This is a genomic window from Labilithrix sp. (assembly GCA_019637155.1).
Classification (GTDB): Bacteria; Myxococcota_A; Polyangia; order Polyangiales; family Polyangiaceae; genus Labilithrix.
The window spans coordinates 335962-351815 of record JAHBWE010000007.1 but is presented as its reverse complement, the minus strand read 5'-3'; the positions used below and the strand labels follow the sequence as shown (position 1 = coordinate 351815).

The following is a 15854-nucleotide window of genomic DNA, read 5'->3' as shown; positions in this document are numbered from 1 at the left end:
CTCGCGGCTCAGCGGGGCAGCCGGGCGAGGACGGACATCGCGTCGGCGCGGGCGCTCGTGGTCGCGGAGCGGAGCGCGGTCGCGAAGGCGAGCTGGAGCTGCTGCGTGCGTACGCGACCGGCGGCGACTTGCGCGGCGATGCGCGCGACGGCCTCGAGGTCGATCGCGTCCATCTCGTGGAGGCCGACGACCGCCGCCAGGCAGACGCCGTCGTCCTCGTGCTGGACGAGATCGAGCAGGACCGGACGCGCGCGTAGGCCCCACACGCGCGGGAGCGCTCGCGCGGCGGCGCGGGCGATGCTGGCCACGTTCGAGCGCGCGAACTTCACCACGAGCTCGCCGGTGAGGTCGTCGTTGCCCTTCGGTACGGCGAGGAGCACGTCCTCCGCGAGCTCCGTCGCGCCGCGATGCTGGCCGGTCGCTCCTTGCTCGTAGAGCCGCTCGAGCGCCGCGCGCAACACCGGGCGCGCGGAGGCGCCGAGCGACTTCATCGTGGTCACGAACGTGACTCGGACGCGCGGATCCGCGGCGAGCTTGGCGCGCGCGCCGTAGAGCGCGACCGCGCCGGAGATGCGCGCCTGCGCGACGAGATCGGCGGCGGCGCTCCGCTGCGGATCGCCGGGGTCTCGCGTCAGGAGAGCGGTGGCGATGGGGGCGAGGAGATCGGGGTTGGCGAAGAGGCGCGCGACCGCGGCGAGCGCGTTCCGCCCCGCCTCTTCGCGATCGTGATCGACGAGGCCCGCGACGACGGCGGAGACGCGCGAGAGCGTCTTCGCGTCGGCGCGCTCGAGCAGCATCCGCACCGCGCCGTCGAGCTCGTCGACGCGGCGGGTGAACGCGCGCGGGTTGCGTTCGCGCGACAGCTCTCCCAGCCACGAGCTCGCGTCGCGCGCGAGGCCGTCCGCGAGCGTGCTCGCAGGCGTCCTGATGTCGTAGCCGGTTCCTCGTTCGAGCCAGTCGTCGTCGTCGGTGGCGGCGGCGCGTGGCGGCGAGGGCGTCGCGGGATGGGGCGCGGACGGCGGGCCCTCCGTCCGAACCTCCCGAACCTCGGGCGTCGGCTCGGGGAGGAGGAGACCCTTCAGCTCCGCGCGGAGCTCCATCATGTTCGCCTGGCGGTGCTCGCGGTCCTTGGAGAGCGCCCGCTGCACGATCCGCTCGTAGCGGGGATCGATGTCGGGGCGCTTGGGAGCGATGAGCGGGGCAGGGGCGTCGATGTGCATCTGCCGGAGCGTCACCGCGTCGTGCGCGAGGAACGGCACCGTCCCCGTCGCGAGCTCGTACATCATGATGCCGCACGCGTAGAGGTCGCTTCGTGCGTCGAGCTCCTCGCCGCGGCATTGCTCGGGCGACATGTACACCGGCGTGCCCGCCAGTCGCTGGGCGACCTCGCCCGATACGCTCGGCGGCACCGCGAATCCGAAATCGAGAACTTTGACGGTTTCGGCGGTGTGCCCGTCGTCGTCCTCCTTCGTGACGATCATGATGTTGTCCGGCTTCACGTCGCGGTGGATGAGGCCGCGGCCGTGGGCGTGCCCGAGCCCGGCGCAGACCTGGAGCATCAACGCGGCGACGCGCGGCACGTCGAACCGCCGCTCGCGCTGGATGAGCTCGCGCAAGGTGAAGCCCTCGACGCATGACATCGCGATGTAGAGGAGGCCGTCGGGCTCCTGGCCGAAGTCGTGGATGTTGATCAGGTTCGCGTGGTCGAGGCGGCTCATCGCGAGCGCTTCGGCGTAGAAGCGGCGACAGAACTCGGTGTCCCGCTGGAAGGCCCCGTGCAGCACCTTCACCGCGACGGTGGTGTTGAGGCCGGTGTGGCGCGCTCGGTAGACGGCGCCGACGGCGCCTTCGCCGATGAGGGAGAGGAGCTCGAAGCGTCCTCCCGCGAGCGTCTTTCGTGCGACGTCCGGCGTCTTCCGCGCCTTCTCGGTCTTGACGGCCTTCTCGGTCTTCTCGGTCTTTTCGGTCCTTTCGGTCGGCCAGGCGCGGAGCCGGAGCGCGCTGCCGTGCTCGCCGCGCATGCCGAGCGGTTCGGCGAGCAGGCGGACGGGGACGTCCAGCTCCGCCGTGTACACCTCGAGGACGTGCGGGCCGCCCTGCGCGGGCTCCCGCTCGAGGGGTACCCAAACGTCACGCCCGACACGCGCTGCCTCCTCGAGCTCGCGCGCGCTCTGCGCGCTCAGCGCCGTGATGAGGACGGGCAGCTGGCGACCCACCCGATCAAGGTCCCAGTCCTGCAGCGACGGATCAAGTCAGCGAAGATCGTACCAACACGGCGTCGACGCAAAGCCTGCACGCCGGCGCGAGGAGCGCGTGTCCGCCTGAGCTCCTCGCGCTCGAGCCGCGAGAGCCTCGTTTGGCCGAACGCTTGCACCGACGTCTCGTTCGCCGAGGTGGAACATGGAACGCTACAGCTACCGCACGCTCACGATCGAGATCTCGGAGCTCGGCAGCGAAGGATTCACGCAGCGTCTCGACGGCATGGGAGCGGAGGGCTGGAAGCTCGTCGCCACGGTCGTGCGGACGCGACACGGCCACTCGCACGACGTGCACTTGCTCTTCATGCAGACGCTCGGCGCGGCGCGCTGACGGCTACCTCTTCGGTCGCCGGCACGCGCGCTGCATCTCTTCGCGCAGGAGGAATCCCATGCGAACGTTCGTGCTCGTGTCATTTGTCACTCTGCTCCTCGCTGGCTGCAACGAACGTCCGAAGATGACGGTCGAGCCGAACCCGGTCGTCGCCGACACGACGGTGTGGGCCCGCTTCGACCGGCCGATCAACGGACGCGCGGTCGACCAGTACTGGATTGTCATCGCTCCCGTCGGAGCGCCCACGGAGTACCGGAGCGACTACCGGAGCGTGCCGCGGAGCGCCGAGGGGATGCAGCTCCAGGCTCCGTCGCAGCCCGGCGACTACGAGGTCCGGCTCCACGGCGACTGGCCGAAGCGCGACCACAACCTCGTGCGCACGGTACCGCTCCGCGTCATCCCCACGACCGAGATCGTCGGCGCGCGCTAGTCTCGCCGGCCCAACATCCATGTTCCATGACCGCCGACGGAGAAGAGCACCTCGTAGGTGTTCGTGTTGAGCGCGATGACGCCCTCGTCGTCGTGCATCAGTATCTCCGAGGCGAGGTCGCCGAGCGCAGGTCCCTTCACGATCGCGGCGGCGCTTCGCGACCAGAAGACGACCCACGCGTCATAGAGGAGCAGGTTCGCCGGGAAGGACGAGATGCGACGAGCCGAGGCGAACGCGCGTGCGGGCCAGGAGCCCGGGTCGAGCAGCATGAAGTGGCGCTTGTCGTCATCGATCAGCGCGGTCCAGAGCTTCTGCGAAGCGTCTCTCGGCAACGGGGTCATCGCCGCTCTCGACCGGCGCGCGACGGCGCGTAACGCGCGCTCGACCACTCCGCCATCCTCGGGCTCGACATTTCGACGAGGCCCGCGGCCTGCATATCGCGCGACGAAGACGCGGGCCTCCGCCATGTCTTTGGGATACGAAGCGGTCTTCTTTCCGTCGTAGATGGTTTGAAACCGGAGACCGTTCTCGACGAGATATCGAACTTTGTCCCACTGCTTCGCGTCGGCGCGAGGAGGAGCTTTGAACGTTCGACCAAGGGCGATCGACGGGCCGGCGCAATGAGGGCATGGCCGGTCGGGGAGGCCATGCTCGTACGCGCGCCGGAATGCCTTGCACCACGTGGCCCCCGAGCGATCTTCGGCCGGCGTGGCTCGTGGGGCGGTAGAGTCGCGGCCATGACTCTTCGTGCGATGCTCTTTGGCGCTCCCAACCCACGCGTCAACGGGCCCGACAACCTCGTCGTCTCGGGGACGGACATCCTCGGGCTCGCGGGGGACTTCGGCGAGACGCAGCTCGTGCGCGCGAAGGCGATCGAGCGCCTGCACGTGCGGACGGTCTCGGCGAACAGCTTCCTCCAAGGGCTCGTCGCCGACGGTGACGCGCTCGTCGCGGGCGGTGAGGAGGGGCATCTGTATCGTTCGCCCGATCGCGGCGAGACGTGGACGTCCGAGAAGCTCCCGGCGAAAGGCCGCATCATCTCCGTCGCGCGTCACGACGGCGAGCTCTGGATCGCGACCGACGAGGGCACCGTGCTTCGCGGCGACAGCGGAGCGTGGAACGACGTGTCGCCGCCGAACGCGGAGGGCGCCGCGTGGGTCGTCGTCGTGGACGGCACGCTCTTCGTCCTCGAGCGAAAGCTCTGGCGCCTCACGAAGGACGGGCTCGTGCTCGAGCTCGACGCCGACGGCTCGCTCAACGCGCTCGTGCGCACGAGCAAGGGGACGCTCATCACGGCCGGCAACGAAGGCATCGCCTACCGGCGCGCAGAGGGCGGCGCGTGGGAAAAGCTCGCCGGTCCGACGTTCGACGACCTCGACACGCGCAACTACATCGCGCTGCTCCCGTTCGAGCCGGGCGGCGAGCGGGCCTCGCTCGGGGCGGGCGCGAGCGGATCGAGGCACGCGCCTGGGCGGACGTATGGCAGCAAGCGCGGGGCCAAGGAGCACATCCTCCTCGTCGGGAACAACGGCGACGGTGCGCTGCGCGTCTCGAGTGACGACGGGCGTACCTTCCGCAGCGTGCCCCTCGCGAACGCCGACGGGTCCGACCTCGACTACGGCAAGCTCGTCGGTCGTCGCAACTTCACGTGCGCCGTCGCGGACGGCGCCGGCGGCGTGATCGTCACCGGTAACAACGGCTTCCTCGTGCGCGTCGCCACCGACGGTCGCGGCCCGTGGGAGGGCGCGGAGGACGTCCTCGCCGCGAAGGAAGGCGAGCTCGACGCGCTCTTCCTCGCCGCCGACCCCTCGACCTTCCTCACCGAAGGCGCCGACGAGGTGCTCGCACGCCTCGTCGAGGTCAAGGAGGAGGAAGAGGAAGAAGAGGAGGAAGAGGAAGAAGAGGAGGAGGAAGACGACGAGGACGAGAACGAAGACGAGGGCGACGAAGACGACGAGGACGAGGACGAGGAGGAAGACGAGCTCGTTCTCTCGGGGAGCCCCGCCGATCTCGCGCGCTACGCGGAGATCTACGGCGTCGAGCCGTCGGAGCAGCTGAAGGCGTTCTTCGCGCTCTGGGAGAAGCACCCGAAGATGGACTCCGCGCTCTTCGAGTGGACCGTCTACTTCCGTCAGCGCGATCCGGCCGGCTTCTGGCCCGGCGGCGGCGACTCGAACCTCTTCGAGGCCGCGATCGACGACGGAGACAACCAGACGGTGCAGCGCGCGCTCGCGGGCCTGCTCGACATCGGCTCGCAGGGCAACGGCGATCACTACATGCTCGACCTCGAGCGCGGCGAGGTCGTCGGCTTCGACCACGAGACCAACGCGTACGACATGATCGTCGCGAAGGACCTCTCGTCGCTCTTCTTCATGTGCGCGCTGTTCGAGGCGTTCGAGCGCGAGAAGCTCTCCGAGCGCGCGTTCCTCGCGGCGCTCGAGCGCGTCCGCCCGAACGTGCGCCCGACCTGGCACTTCACGAGCGACAAGTTCCCGCTCCCGCCGACCTGGTCGCGGAGCGGTCACTACCAGCCCGAGCTGCCCCGCGGCATGATCGCCGCCGCGCGCAGCGCATGGATCCGCATCGCGCTCGCGCAGGAGAGCTACGAAGACGTCTCCGACGTCCCGGAGGCAGCGAAGGGCAACCCGCTGCTCGAGGGCGAGCTCCTCGAGCAGATGGTGGACCGCGCGCCGCGCGAGATGTCGCTCGCGCTCTACCTCCTCTGGCGCTTCTACCTCTTCGGCAACGAGGACCTCTACGCGCGGTTCGCCCCGATCGGCCGCGCGCACCGCGCTCGCATCGTGCGCGACGCGGTGGCGCTCATCGACGAGCTGCGCGCCGGACGCACCAAGCTCGGTGAATTCGAGGACTGGCCCGCGCGCCTCGCCGCCATTCGCGCCCTCGACCTCGATCCGCAACGCGCGGAAGAACGCGCCGCCGAGAGAGCGGCCGCCCGCGCCGCCGCGGCCGCGCGCGCCGTCGAGATCGCGGAGCTCGTCGCGCGCGAGAAGGAGGCCCGCGGGCGCGCCGGCCTCGTCGACCTCGCGTGGAAGAACCTCGCCGACGCGCCCTACCACGACGCGATCGCGCGCGAGCTCCGCGCCGATCCCTCCCTCGGCGTCGGGTTCGATTGCATCGACTACGTCCTCGGCGGTGGCTACTCCCACGACGGCTCCCGCTTCGACTTCAAGCGCGACGAGGCCTGCGAGTGCTTCGGCGAGCACGGACACCTCGACCTCGTCCCGCTCCTCGTCGGCGCGCTCGTCCGCGATCCCGAGGCGGAGGAGCCCGAGGAAGAGGAAGAGGACGAAGACGAGGAGGAGGAGGAAGACGAGGAGGACGACGAAGAGGACGAAGACGACGAGACGGCGCTCGTCCCGGCGATGCCGGAGCCGTCCGCGCCGTCGACGTGGGGCTTCGACGTGTCGTATCCGCTCGCGTCGCTCGCGCTTCGGCAGACCGTCGATCGCGAGCGCATCGTCGCGGCGCTCGAGCCGCTCCTCGGCGAAGAGGAGCGCTACACGTGGAAACGCACCGCGATCGCGCGCGTGCTCGGCGCCGCGCGCGCCGCGTCGTGCGTGCCGAAGCTCCTCGCCTTCCTCGCTCCGCCCGAGGACGAAGCGAAGCTCGAGCCTGAGGTCGCCGCCGCGCGCGCGGAGTACGCCGCGAACGGCTTCGACCTCGAGGAGCTCGCCGACGACGACGAGCTCGCCTTTGCGGTGAACGAGGCGCTCGCGCGCATCGCGACGCCGGAGGCGCTCCGCGGCCTCGCGCATCGTCTCGCGAAGGTGCCGGTCGGCGTCACCGGCGGCGAGCATGCCCTGATGAGGACGGTGACGGACGCGCTCGCGGCGCACGCCGCCGAGGACCTCGTCGAGCCGATCGCCGCGGCGTTCGGCGTGTCGCAGGGCGCCTTCGTCCTGCATTGCCTCAGCGAGCTCGCCGTCCGCTTCCCCTCGAGCTTGCCGCGCATCCAGGAGATCGCGCGCGACGTCCTCGCGCGCGAGCGCCAGGAGCGGGACGTGACCTCCAACGTGCCGGCGTACCTCCACGCCGCCGCGGCGTGGAAGCGCCTCGGGATCGAGGCGGGGCTCGACGTCCTCGTGCGCGAGCTCGTCCCGCTGCTGACGCCGGCGACGCTCGCGGACTGGGGCGCCGGCGACCACGAGGCGGTGCGCCAGCGCTTGAAGATCGGCGTCCTCCGCGCGCTCCGCGCCGGAGCGACCGCCGACGGCGCCGGCCTCCGTTGGCTCGCGTACGTCGACGAGCCGATCGAACGCGACGAGGCCGCGCGCACGTTCCCGGACCTTCCTCCGCCGCGCCCTGCGTATCGCTTCCTCCTCGATCGCATGTACGCCGAGGGCGGCTTCGACGCGGTCCTCGCCCTCGCCGCGGATCCGACGACGATCTACCGCTACAACGTGGTCCTCTGGCTCGGCGATCACGGCGACGAACGCGCGCTGCCCGTCCTCGCCGACATCGCGCGCGAGAACGAGTCGCATGCGCCTTACATGCATTACGAGGCCCTGCGCCTGGAGCGCTACGTCGCGAGCGCCATCACGAAGCTCGGCGGAACGCCCCCCGCCGACGCCGAGCGCGAGAAAGAACGGGCGGCGGAGGAGCGCTTCTTCGAGCGCCTCCACAAATGGGCGTACGGCCACGAGGTGTACGCGTCGCCGCTCATCGACTACGTGCGCTACCTCCGCGCCCACGTCGAGGGGCACGAAGGTCCGTTCACGCACCCCGCCGGCGTCGTAGTGGCGCGCGTCCTCGGCTTGAAGGACCGCGGCGATCCCGACACCGTCGGAGCGAACGTCGTCGTCGCGCGCACGGCCGACGGCGATCCGCTCGTGCAGGAGGCCGCGCCGGGCGAGCGCTACGGCTCGGTGCTGCTCGGCGACCGCGTCGTCGCGCCCTCCTTCCGCGCCTTCGCAGAGACGCTCGGCGTTCCGATGCCGTCGCCGTGACGCTTCCGGGACGAGGAACGTGCGCCTGAGCGTTGGCTCTCCAAGCAATGGACCTTCGACGCGGTCGCGAGGGTCACCGGCTGCGACGACGAGGTGCGCGTCGCGCGCTAGCGTTCGAGCCGCGCGATGGCGGCGTCGCGCGAGGCGTCGTCGAGATCGCGGAACACGGCCGGAGGCATGTGGCTCGGATCGTCGGCCGGCAGGCGCATCCGCGCGATCGCGGCGTCCTTCATCGCGCGGCTCGCGCGGTCGGGGTGCCTCGCGTCGAAGCCGCTGCGGCGGAGGCCCGAGCGGACGCCCTCGTTGTGGCACTGCGAGCAGGCGCGAGCGAGGACCTCGTCGCCCGACAGGTCCGGTTCCATCTCGACGAGGAGCGCGCGGCGCGCCTCGGGGAGGAGCAGCTCGCGCGCGGAGGGCAGCGTCGCCGCGCTCGCCTCTCCGGCGACGATCGCGCGGTACTTCTCGGCGTAGTCCGCGAGCCGCGCGGGATCGCTCGCCTTCGCGTCGTGGTACGGGAACGGCAGCACCGCGCGCTCGCGCAGAGACGCGGCGCGGTTGGCGTCCCAGGTCGGGCTCACGCCGATCGGCACGTTGAGGAAGGGTTGTCCCGGCGCCGACGCGTTCACCTCCTCGACGACGGTCGCCGTGCGAAAGAAGTCGCCCGCGTCGCGGCTCAATCCGTCTTGCTCGAGCAAGTTGTGGAGCCCGTAGTACCGGTGTGTGATCAACTCGCGGACGGGGACCGACGCGTACGTCTCGTCGAGAGGGTGCACGCTCGCGAACGCCTCCGCGACCGCGACGCCGGGGTCGCGCATGGCACGAGGATCGTAGTCGCGCGAAGGGCAGTCTTCCGGGGTACAGGACCCCGCGCTCGACGCGTAGGTCTTGTCGCCGATCCAGTGCAGCCAGGGCTGCTCGTCTTCGCGGAAGATCACGCGCTTCTTGGTGCCGGGTCCGTCGGGGCGGTGGCAACCGAGGCAGTCGGACGCCGTGTCTTCGAGGTCCTCGTCGCGCGCGAAGGTGACGTTGGTCCAGTCGCTCTCCATCGCCGGGAGGAACAGCGAGTCGGGACCCGAGCGCGGCTCGAAGCGGACGAGGTAGAAGGTGAGCTCTCCGGTCCGGCGATCGGCGGCGGCGAGCTCGACGACGGCGGCGCCGCGCGCGAAGGCGAGGTAGACGGAGCGTGAGCGCGCATCCGAGCCATAGAAGATCACGCGCGGGTTCGCCTCGGACACGGTGCGCACGGCGAGCGACGTCGTGCTCGCGATCGCTCCAAGGAGGTGCGAGCGATCCTCGCCGACGAGGCCGAGCCGCTCGCGAAGCTCGAGGAGGCTCGTCGGCTTCGCGTCGCCGCACAGCACGTCGAGCACCGCGTCATCACCCTCGCCACAGACACCGGCGCGCCCGTTGTCGGGCGTCTCGCTCGCGGGCGTCTCGCGCGCAGGCGTCTCGCGCGCGGGCGCCTCCGCGCGAACCTCCCCCGGCGCGGGCGCCGGCGCGGGCGCGTGCCTCGCCTCGTCACTGCTGCACGCGAAGAGCGCGCCGGCGGCGACGCTCGCCCCCAACGCGGCTCCGAGCCGTGCACGCACCACGAACCGCACAGCGGTGGTCCTCGCTTGCATCCCGTCTCCCTCCGCACGCGACGTCACGCTCGGCGACCTCTCGTCGCGAGCGCCATCACGGCCCCTTCAGCAAAGCATGAGCAGAAAACTCCGCCAGCAGCGCACCCGCACTTTGCTCGTCATTTCAGATCGATGGGGCCTTCCGCGATCCAGAGATGATCGGAAGATGCGTCCGGTCGACTCCGGCTAGAATCGGCGGTCATGACGGTCGTCGGATCGGTCCTCGCCGGGAAGTACCGGGTCGACAAGATCCTGGGCGAGGGCGGGATGGGGGTGGTGGTCGCGGCCACGCACCTGCAGATCGACGAGCCGGTCGCGGTGAAGTTTCTCCATGCGCACCTCGCGAAGGAGAGCGAGCTCGTCGCGCGCTTCCAGCGCGAAGCCAAGGCCGCGCGCAAGATCCGGAGCGAGCACGTCGTTCGCATCCTCGACGTGGGCGAGCTCGAGAACGGCGCGCCGTTCATGGTCATGGAGTACCTGGCGGGGACCGACCTCGACGCCTTCCTCCGAAACCAGGGCCCGCAGTCCGTCTCGGACGCGGTCGACTTCGTCCTCCAGGCCTGCGAGGCGCTCGCCGAGGCGCACGTCCAGGGGATGGTCCATCGCGACCTCAAGCCGGCGAACCTCTTCATCGCTCGCCGCGCCGATCAGACGCCGCTCGTGAAGGTGCTCGACTTCGGCATCTCGAAGGTCACCGGCGAAGGCGGCGCGGACCTCGGCGTCACGAAGACCAACTCCGCCGTCCTCGGATCGCCGCTCTACATGGCCCCGGAGCAGATGCGCTCGCTCCGCGACGTCGACGCGCGCACCGACATCTGGGCGCTCGGCGTGATCATCCACGAGCTCCTGACCGGCGCGCCGCCGTTCAGCGGGACGACGCTGCCCGAGCTCTGCGCGACGATCCTCCAGGACCCGCCGGTCCCCGTCCGCACGCTCCGCCCCGACGTCCCGCCCGGCCTCGAAGCCGCGATCGAGCGATGCCTCCAGAAGGAGCCGGCGCACCGCTACCCCGACGTCGCCGCGCTCGCGATGGAGCTCCACTCCTTCGCGTCGCTCGCGGGCCGCGCCTCGGCCGAGCGCATCTTCGGCGTCTACCGCGCCGCCGGCGTCCCGCGCGCGTCGAAGCCGCCGACCGCCGCGGAGAGCGCGCGGACGATGCCGATGGATCCCACCGGCCCGTCGCTGCCCATCGCCGTCATCACGCCGCGGACCGGTCCGATCGGCATGATGACGACCGGCAAGGCGTGGGCCGCGGGCGACAGCATGCCCGCGCCGGTGGTGACGCTCCCGCCTCCGGCCACGAGCCACGCGCTCGTCATCGCGCTCGTCGCGGCGGTCGCGGTGCTCACGACGATCGTCGTCATCTTCGTCGTCGTTCCGAAGCTCTCGCCGGCGCCCTCCGCGCACGACGCCGTCGCGTCGCCGAGCGTCGCGGTCGCGACCCCGCCGCCTCCCCCCGCCGCGCCGGTCGAGACCCCGACCGCGATCGCGAGCGCGTCCGCGCCGACCCCGGCGCCATCGCTCGCGCCGAAGCCGGCGGTGTCGGCGCGCCCTGCTCCGCCGCGCCCGCGCCCCGCCCCGGCGGCCGCCCAACCCGACTGCAACGTGCCTTACACCTACGACGCGAAGGGGAACAAGCGCTGGAAGCCGGAGTGTCTCAATTGAAGAAGCTGCTCGCGCTCGTCGTCGTCGTCGCCACGATCCTGCTCGTCGGCCGGTCGGCCCGCGCGGCCAACCCGACGAAGGCGCAGTGCATCTCCGCGAACGAAGAGGGCGACGCGCTGAAGAAGCGCGGCTCGCTGCGCGCTGCTCGCGCGTCGTTCCTCAAGTGCACGAACGCGGCGTGTCCGCGCCTCGTGCGCGACGACTGCAACCTGCGCGTCACCGAGCTCGAGGCCGCGATCCCCACCATCACGTTCACCGCTCGTGACGGCGCGCAGGACACGACCGCGGTGAGCGTGTCGATGGACGGCGAGTCGCTCGCGAAGGAGGTCGACGGCAAGCCGATCAGCGTCGACCCGGGCGAGCACACGTTCACGTTCGTCCTCGCCGGCTCTCCGCCGCAGACGGAGAAGCTCGTCTTGCGCGAGGGCGAGAAGAACCGCCAGGTCCTCATCCAGTTCGGTGAGGCGCCGAAGGCGGAGGGCGCGACGGGTCGCCTCGTCGTCGTGAGCGGCAGCGGCGCCGCGATCACGATCGACGGCAAGCCGACCGCGATCGGCCGCTTCGACGGCGCGGTCTCGGCCGGCAGCCACGAGGTGAAGGTCTCCGAGAGCGGCAAGATCACGTCGACGAGGACGGTCGAGGTGAAGAGCGGCGCGACCGAGACGCTCGACGTCACGCTCGAGCCGGAGAAGCGATCGATCGTGCCGTGGGTCGTCGGCGGCGCGGCCGTCGTCGTCGTCGCGGCGCTCGTCGTCGGCGGCGTCTTCCTGTTCTCGTCCGACGACAAGCAAGTGCCGCCGCCGCAAGGCACGCTCGGCGGCGTCCGGATGGCGACCTTTCGCTGAGGGAGGAGAAGAGAGATGCTGAAGCGCTTCGTCTTTCTCCTCGTGCTCTTGCTCACCGTGACGCTCGGGTTCTTCGCCTGCGGCGGCAGCACGACGAACGAGGGCGGGCTCGTCGTCATCATCACGACCGATCTCTCGATCGAGGACATGAACGCGTTCCGCGTCGAGATAAGCCAGGAGGTCACGCCGGGGACGTTCGGCGAGCCGCTGATCGCGAAGGACTACCGGATGCCGGCCGACGCCACGCTGCCGGCGACGATCACGATCGCGGCGGGCACCGCGCCGAGCCAGAACGCCCTCGTCCGCGTGATCGGGCGCAAGATCGACGCGGCGGGCGACACGCCGATCGTGCTGCGGGAGGCCGAGGTGCGCGTCCCCTCCGATCGCGTGCTCGCGCTGACGATGGTCCTCTCCGCGGCGTGCGCGTACCAGGTGGAGGTCGATCCGAGCGGCCGCTACGTCTCGACGTGCCCGCTCCCGCGCGAGAGCTGTCAGCCGGCGACGGGCCTGTGCGGCTCGTCGATCGTCGACGTCGACACCTTGCCGCCCTACGACCAGGTCGCGGGGCGCGACGCGGCGCTCCCGATCGTGCCGCTCGACGGATCGAGCGTGCCCGCCGGTCCGGGGGCGAAGGAGATCCTGTCCTTCGCCGTCGCCGGCGTCACGGGCACGATCGCGGGGAGCGACATCTTCGTGTCGCTCCCGCCGGGGACGAACGACAAAGGGCTCGTGCCGACGATCAAGTGGAGCGGCGCGAAGATCGAGCCCGACCCGTCCGTGGCGCAGGACTTCGACAAGAAGGTCCTGTACACGGTCACCGCCGCGGACGGCAGCGAGCGCGTCTACACCGTGCACGTGTCGATCGCGCTGCCGGACACGAAGCGGATCGAGTCGTTCGTCGTCCCCGGCGCCGTCACGCTCTACACCTTCGGCGCCGACGAGATCGACCTCGAGTTCCCGTACGGCGCCACCCCCGACCTCAAGAACCTCGTCCCGACGATCGCCTTCGTCGGAAAGAGCATCAGCCCCGCCAGCCTCCAGCCGCAAGACTTCACGAACCCGGTCACGTATACCGTCACCGCCTACGACGGCTCGACGCGCGACTACACGGTGACCGCGGTCATCGTCGACGCCGACGCGGCGGAGATCCGATCGTTCAAGATCAACGGCGTGGAGGGGATGGTCTCGACCTTGACGGAGTCCATCGACGTGAAGCTCGAGACCGGCGCCGATCTGACGAACCTCACCCCCGAGATCCAGTGGATCGGAAAGACGATCGATCCTCCGGCCGGCACGGCGCAGAACTTCACGAGCCCCGTCACGTACACCGTGACCTCGGGGGACGGCACGAAGACGGCCCGCTACGCCGTCACGGTGACGCGGCCGCGCGTGTCGAACGTCACCTTCAGCCCGCTCGGCGGGAACTACGGCCACACGATCGACGTCAAGCTCTCGTGCAAGACGCCGGGCGCGGAGGTCCGGTTCACGACCGACGCGAGCGAGCCGACGGCGTCGAGCACGCTCTACACGCCGGGCGCGATCAGCATCGGGGCCACCGTCATCAACCGCAACGTCAAGGCGCGCTGCTTCTCGTCGAGGTACGAGCCGGCCCAGATCACGCAGTTCCAGCTCTACAGCGTGACGGCGAACGCGTTCGACGGGCCGGACGAGGTCACGTTCGGCCCGACGAAGTGCGGGCAGCAGGCGGCGGCGAAGACGTTCTCGCTCTCGAACACGGGCGCGGCCACGACCTACTCGTCCGACACGCCGGCGAGCTTCACCGTCGCGCCCGCGAGCGGATCGATACAGGCCAACGCGACGATCACCGTCACCCCGAAGCCGGTGCCGGCGGCCCCGGACTCGCTCGACGACATCGCCGAGACCGTCAACTTCACCTTCGCTCCGAACAGCCTCGTCCGCACCGTCACGCTCCGCCAGACGATCACGTGCCCTTAGGCGTCGAAGACTCGGTCGGCGTTCGCGGCGACGGCGAGCGTGCCGTCGTAGGCGCTCGGGGCGAGGCGCTTCACGCCGACGAGCATGAGGGCGCGGCGGGCGTCGGCGGTGGACGGGTCGGCGAGGGCGTCGACGAGGGCGCGCGTGACGAGTGACGAGGCGACGTCGCCGCACGCGGAAGAGATGACGAAGGGCAGCGCCGGCGTTCGCCGCGTACGGTGGATGATCCGCGTCTCGGCGACCATCTCCGGGGCCGCGCGCGCGAGGTGAGCGAAGGAGACGCAGTCGATCGCCGCGACGTCGGCCGCGCACGCGGCGACCGACGCGAGGCTGCGCGCGTGACTCCCGCTCACCTCGACGCTCGCGAAGAAGCCGCGTGCGCCGCCCGCGGCGGCGATCGCGTCCCCGAGCAGGTGCCGCCCCGTCATCGACTCGACGTCGTTGATCACGGCGCGGGTCCCGCGGAGCGCGGAGAGGCTCCGCGCGGTGGAGCGGGCGTGGACGACGACGAAGGTCCGATGCCCGCTCTCGGTGCAGCCGGGCGCGGAGTATCGCGGGGTCGCGATCAGACGCAGCCGCCCGCGGAAGCGAGCGGCGAACGGGTAGCCGCAGGTCTGCCCCAACAGGAGGCGATCGCTCGACCAGACGTCGTCGAGCGCGCGATCGCGCTCGAGCCGGCGCGGGACCTCGCGCATGCCGAGGCGCTCGAGCCGGCGCGCGACGGCGCTCCAGAGCACGTCGTTCGCGGCGGCGAGCTCTCCGCCGTCGTACATCGCGAGGCTCGCGAGCCGCTCCGCCATCAGGCCGCCTCGTCCGTCCGTCGCAGCAGCCGCGCTCGGACGATCGCCGAGTATCCCGCGTGGATCAGGTCCGGCGCGCGGGCGGCGACCGAGGCTCGCTGCTCCGCCCAGAGGCGGGGGAGCTCGAACCAGGGCGCGCGCGGCGCGGCGTGGTGCGCGACGTGGAGGTTGTTGTTCAAGAAGAGCAGGCGGAAGAACAGGCCGGCTTCGACGACGGTCGTTCGCCGCTCGGGCACGACGTCGGCGCGATGCTCGGCGAAGGAACGCAGCAGCGTGAGCGACGCGCCGGGATAGACGAAGGCGAGCACGTACTTCCACAAGGGGAGACGCGCCACGACGACGAGCCAGAGGAGCACGAGGGCGACGGCGAGGGCGTGGAGGGCCCACGCCCTCCGGTGCCCCGGCTCTCCCCGGACGACGGCGCCGAGCTCGCTCCAGAGGAACGCCCCGATCGTCCGCGGTGGCCCGAGGACGAGGCGACCGAGCGCGCTCTGCTCCGTCGGAGCTTCGGGATCGTGAGCGGGATCCGCGAGCCGGTGCGTCGCGTGATGCCGTCGATGCGTGTCGCGATAGATCTCGTACGGCAGCCAGAGCGAGAGCGGCGGCGCGCCGAGCGCCCGGCCGAGCCAGCGCGGCCCCGACGGATGGCCGTGGATGGTCTCGTGCTGGAGCGAGCCGTGCCACGCGATCACGACGCCGCCGAGGACGGCGAGCATCGGCAGCGGCACGCGAGCGTGGGCGAGCGTGAGCCCGATCCAAGAGCCGTAGATCGTCACGGCCACGATCCAGGTCGGCCCATGCACGCGCATGAACCACGCGCCGAGCGCGCTCCTCGTCGTCGGCGATCGGCCTGTCATTATAATGGATATATATCTTGTTTAACGAAGTGCGCAACGATCGTAGCGGATGCAACGAGGTGTGGTGTTGATTGCGTGAAGTTGGCTTCACTATAGCGAACGATATGCGCGCGGCTCTTGCGC

The 15854-nt window shown here is 70.8% G+C and carries 11 protein-coding genes; 6 read left to right on the top strand and 5 right to left on the bottom strand.

The features are described from left to right. Positions 1–8 precede the first annotated feature (8 nt). Positions 9–2216, bottom strand: a complete 2208-nt coding sequence (locus tag KF837_17270; GenBank protein MBX3229077.1) for a serine/threonine protein kinase — start codon at positions 2214–2216, stop codon at positions 9–11. A 184-nt stretch (positions 2217–2400) separates the two neighbouring features. On the opposite strand from KF837_17270, the gene KF837_17265 reads away from it, so the two are divergent. Next, complete coding sequence (locus KF837_17265; protein MBX3229076.1) at positions 2401–2589, top strand: hypothetical protein; 189 nt, start codon at positions 2401–2403, stop codon at positions 2587–2589. A 76-nt stretch (positions 2590–2665) separates the two neighbouring features. After that, positions 2666–3019 (top strand): hypothetical protein, encoded by a 354-nt coding sequence (locus tag KF837_17260; protein MBX3229075.1) that lies wholly within the window; start codon positions 2666–2668, stop codon positions 3017–3019. Here the strand turns inward: KF837_17260 and KF837_17255 are convergent. Then, entirely contained in the window at positions 3016–3351 is a 336-nt protein-coding gene (locus tag KF837_17255) for a hypothetical protein (GenBank protein ID MBX3229074.1), read from the bottom strand. The genes KF837_17260 and KF837_17255 overlap by 4 nt on opposite strands. Positions 3352–3756: 405 nt before the next feature. Between KF837_17255 and KF837_17250 the strand changes: the two genes are divergently transcribed. Further along, complete coding sequence (locus KF837_17250; protein MBX3229073.1) at positions 3757–7986, top strand: hypothetical protein; 4230 nt, start codon at positions 3757–3759, stop codon at positions 7984–7986. A gap of 107 nt (positions 7987–8093) precedes the next feature. Here the strand turns inward: KF837_17250 and KF837_17245 are convergent, their stop codons facing one another. Continuing rightward, a complete protein-coding gene (locus KF837_17245) occupies positions 8094–9551 on the bottom strand; it encodes a hypothetical protein (GenBank protein ID MBX3229072.1) in 1458 nt (485 codons plus the stop codon). A 258-nt stretch (positions 9552–9809) separates the two neighbouring features. Between KF837_17245 and KF837_17240 the strand changes: the two genes are divergently transcribed. From KF837_17240 to KF837_17230, 3 genes are read left to right on the top strand one after another with little or no spacing between them, the layout of a single operon-like run. Then, on the top strand, positions 9810–11273 hold the full coding sequence (locus tag KF837_17240) for a protein kinase (GenBank protein ID MBX3229071.1): 1464 nt from the start codon (positions 9810–9812) through the stop codon (positions 11271–11273). Further along, positions 11270–12118, top strand: a complete 849-nt coding sequence (locus KF837_17235; GenBank protein ID MBX3229070.1) for a PEGA domain-containing protein — start codon at positions 11270–11272, stop codon at positions 12116–12118. The genes KF837_17240 and KF837_17235 overlap by 4 nt, the downstream gene beginning before the upstream one ends. 15 nt (positions 12119–12133) lie before the next feature. Continuing rightward, complete coding sequence (locus KF837_17230) at positions 12134–14074, top strand: chitobiase/beta-hexosaminidase C-terminal domain-containing protein (GenBank protein MBX3229069.1); 1941 nt, start codon at positions 12134–12136, stop codon at positions 14072–14074. Here KF837_17230 and KF837_17225 read toward each other — a convergent pair. Both KF837_17225 and KF837_17220 read right to left on the bottom strand, forming a co-directional pair. Continuing rightward, the gene (locus KF837_17225) at positions 14071–14874 is read right to left on the bottom strand and encodes a PhnD/SsuA/transferrin family substrate-binding protein (protein MBX3229068.1); all 804 of its coding nucleotides are present in this window, start codon (positions 14872–14874) and stop codon (positions 14071–14073) included. The genes KF837_17230 and KF837_17225 overlap by 4 nt on opposite strands. Then, a complete protein-coding gene (locus tag KF837_17220) occupies positions 14874–15731 on the bottom strand; it encodes a fatty acid desaturase (protein ID MBX3229067.1) in 858 nt (285 codons plus the stop codon). Before KF837_17220 ends, KF837_17225 begins: the two co-directional genes overlap by 1 nt. Positions 15732–15854 lie beyond the last annotated feature (123 nt).

Coding starts and splice junctions, on each gene's coding strand:
- KF837_17265 (MBX3229076.1), top strand. CDS start 2,401: ATGGAACGCTACAGCTACCGCACGCTCACGATCGAGATCTCGGAGCTC.
- KF837_17250 (MBX3229073.1), top strand. CDS start 3,757: ATGACTCTTCGTGCGATGCTCTTTGGCGCTCCCAACCCACGCGTCAAC.
- KF837_17240 (MBX3229071.1), top strand. CDS start 9,810: ATGACGGTCGTCGGATCGGTCCTCGCCGGGAAGTACCGGGTCGACAAG.
- KF837_17230 (MBX3229069.1), top strand. CDS start 12,134: ATGCTGAAGCGCTTCGTCTTTCTCCTCGTGCTCTTGCTCACCGTGACG.
- KF837_17225 (MBX3229068.1), bottom strand. CDS start 14,874: ATGGCGGAGCGGCTCGCGAGCCTCGCGATGTACGACGGCGGAGAGCTC.
- KF837_17220 (MBX3229067.1), bottom strand. CDS start 15,731: ATGACAGGCCGATCGCCGACGACGAGGAGCGCGCTCGGCGCGTGGTTC.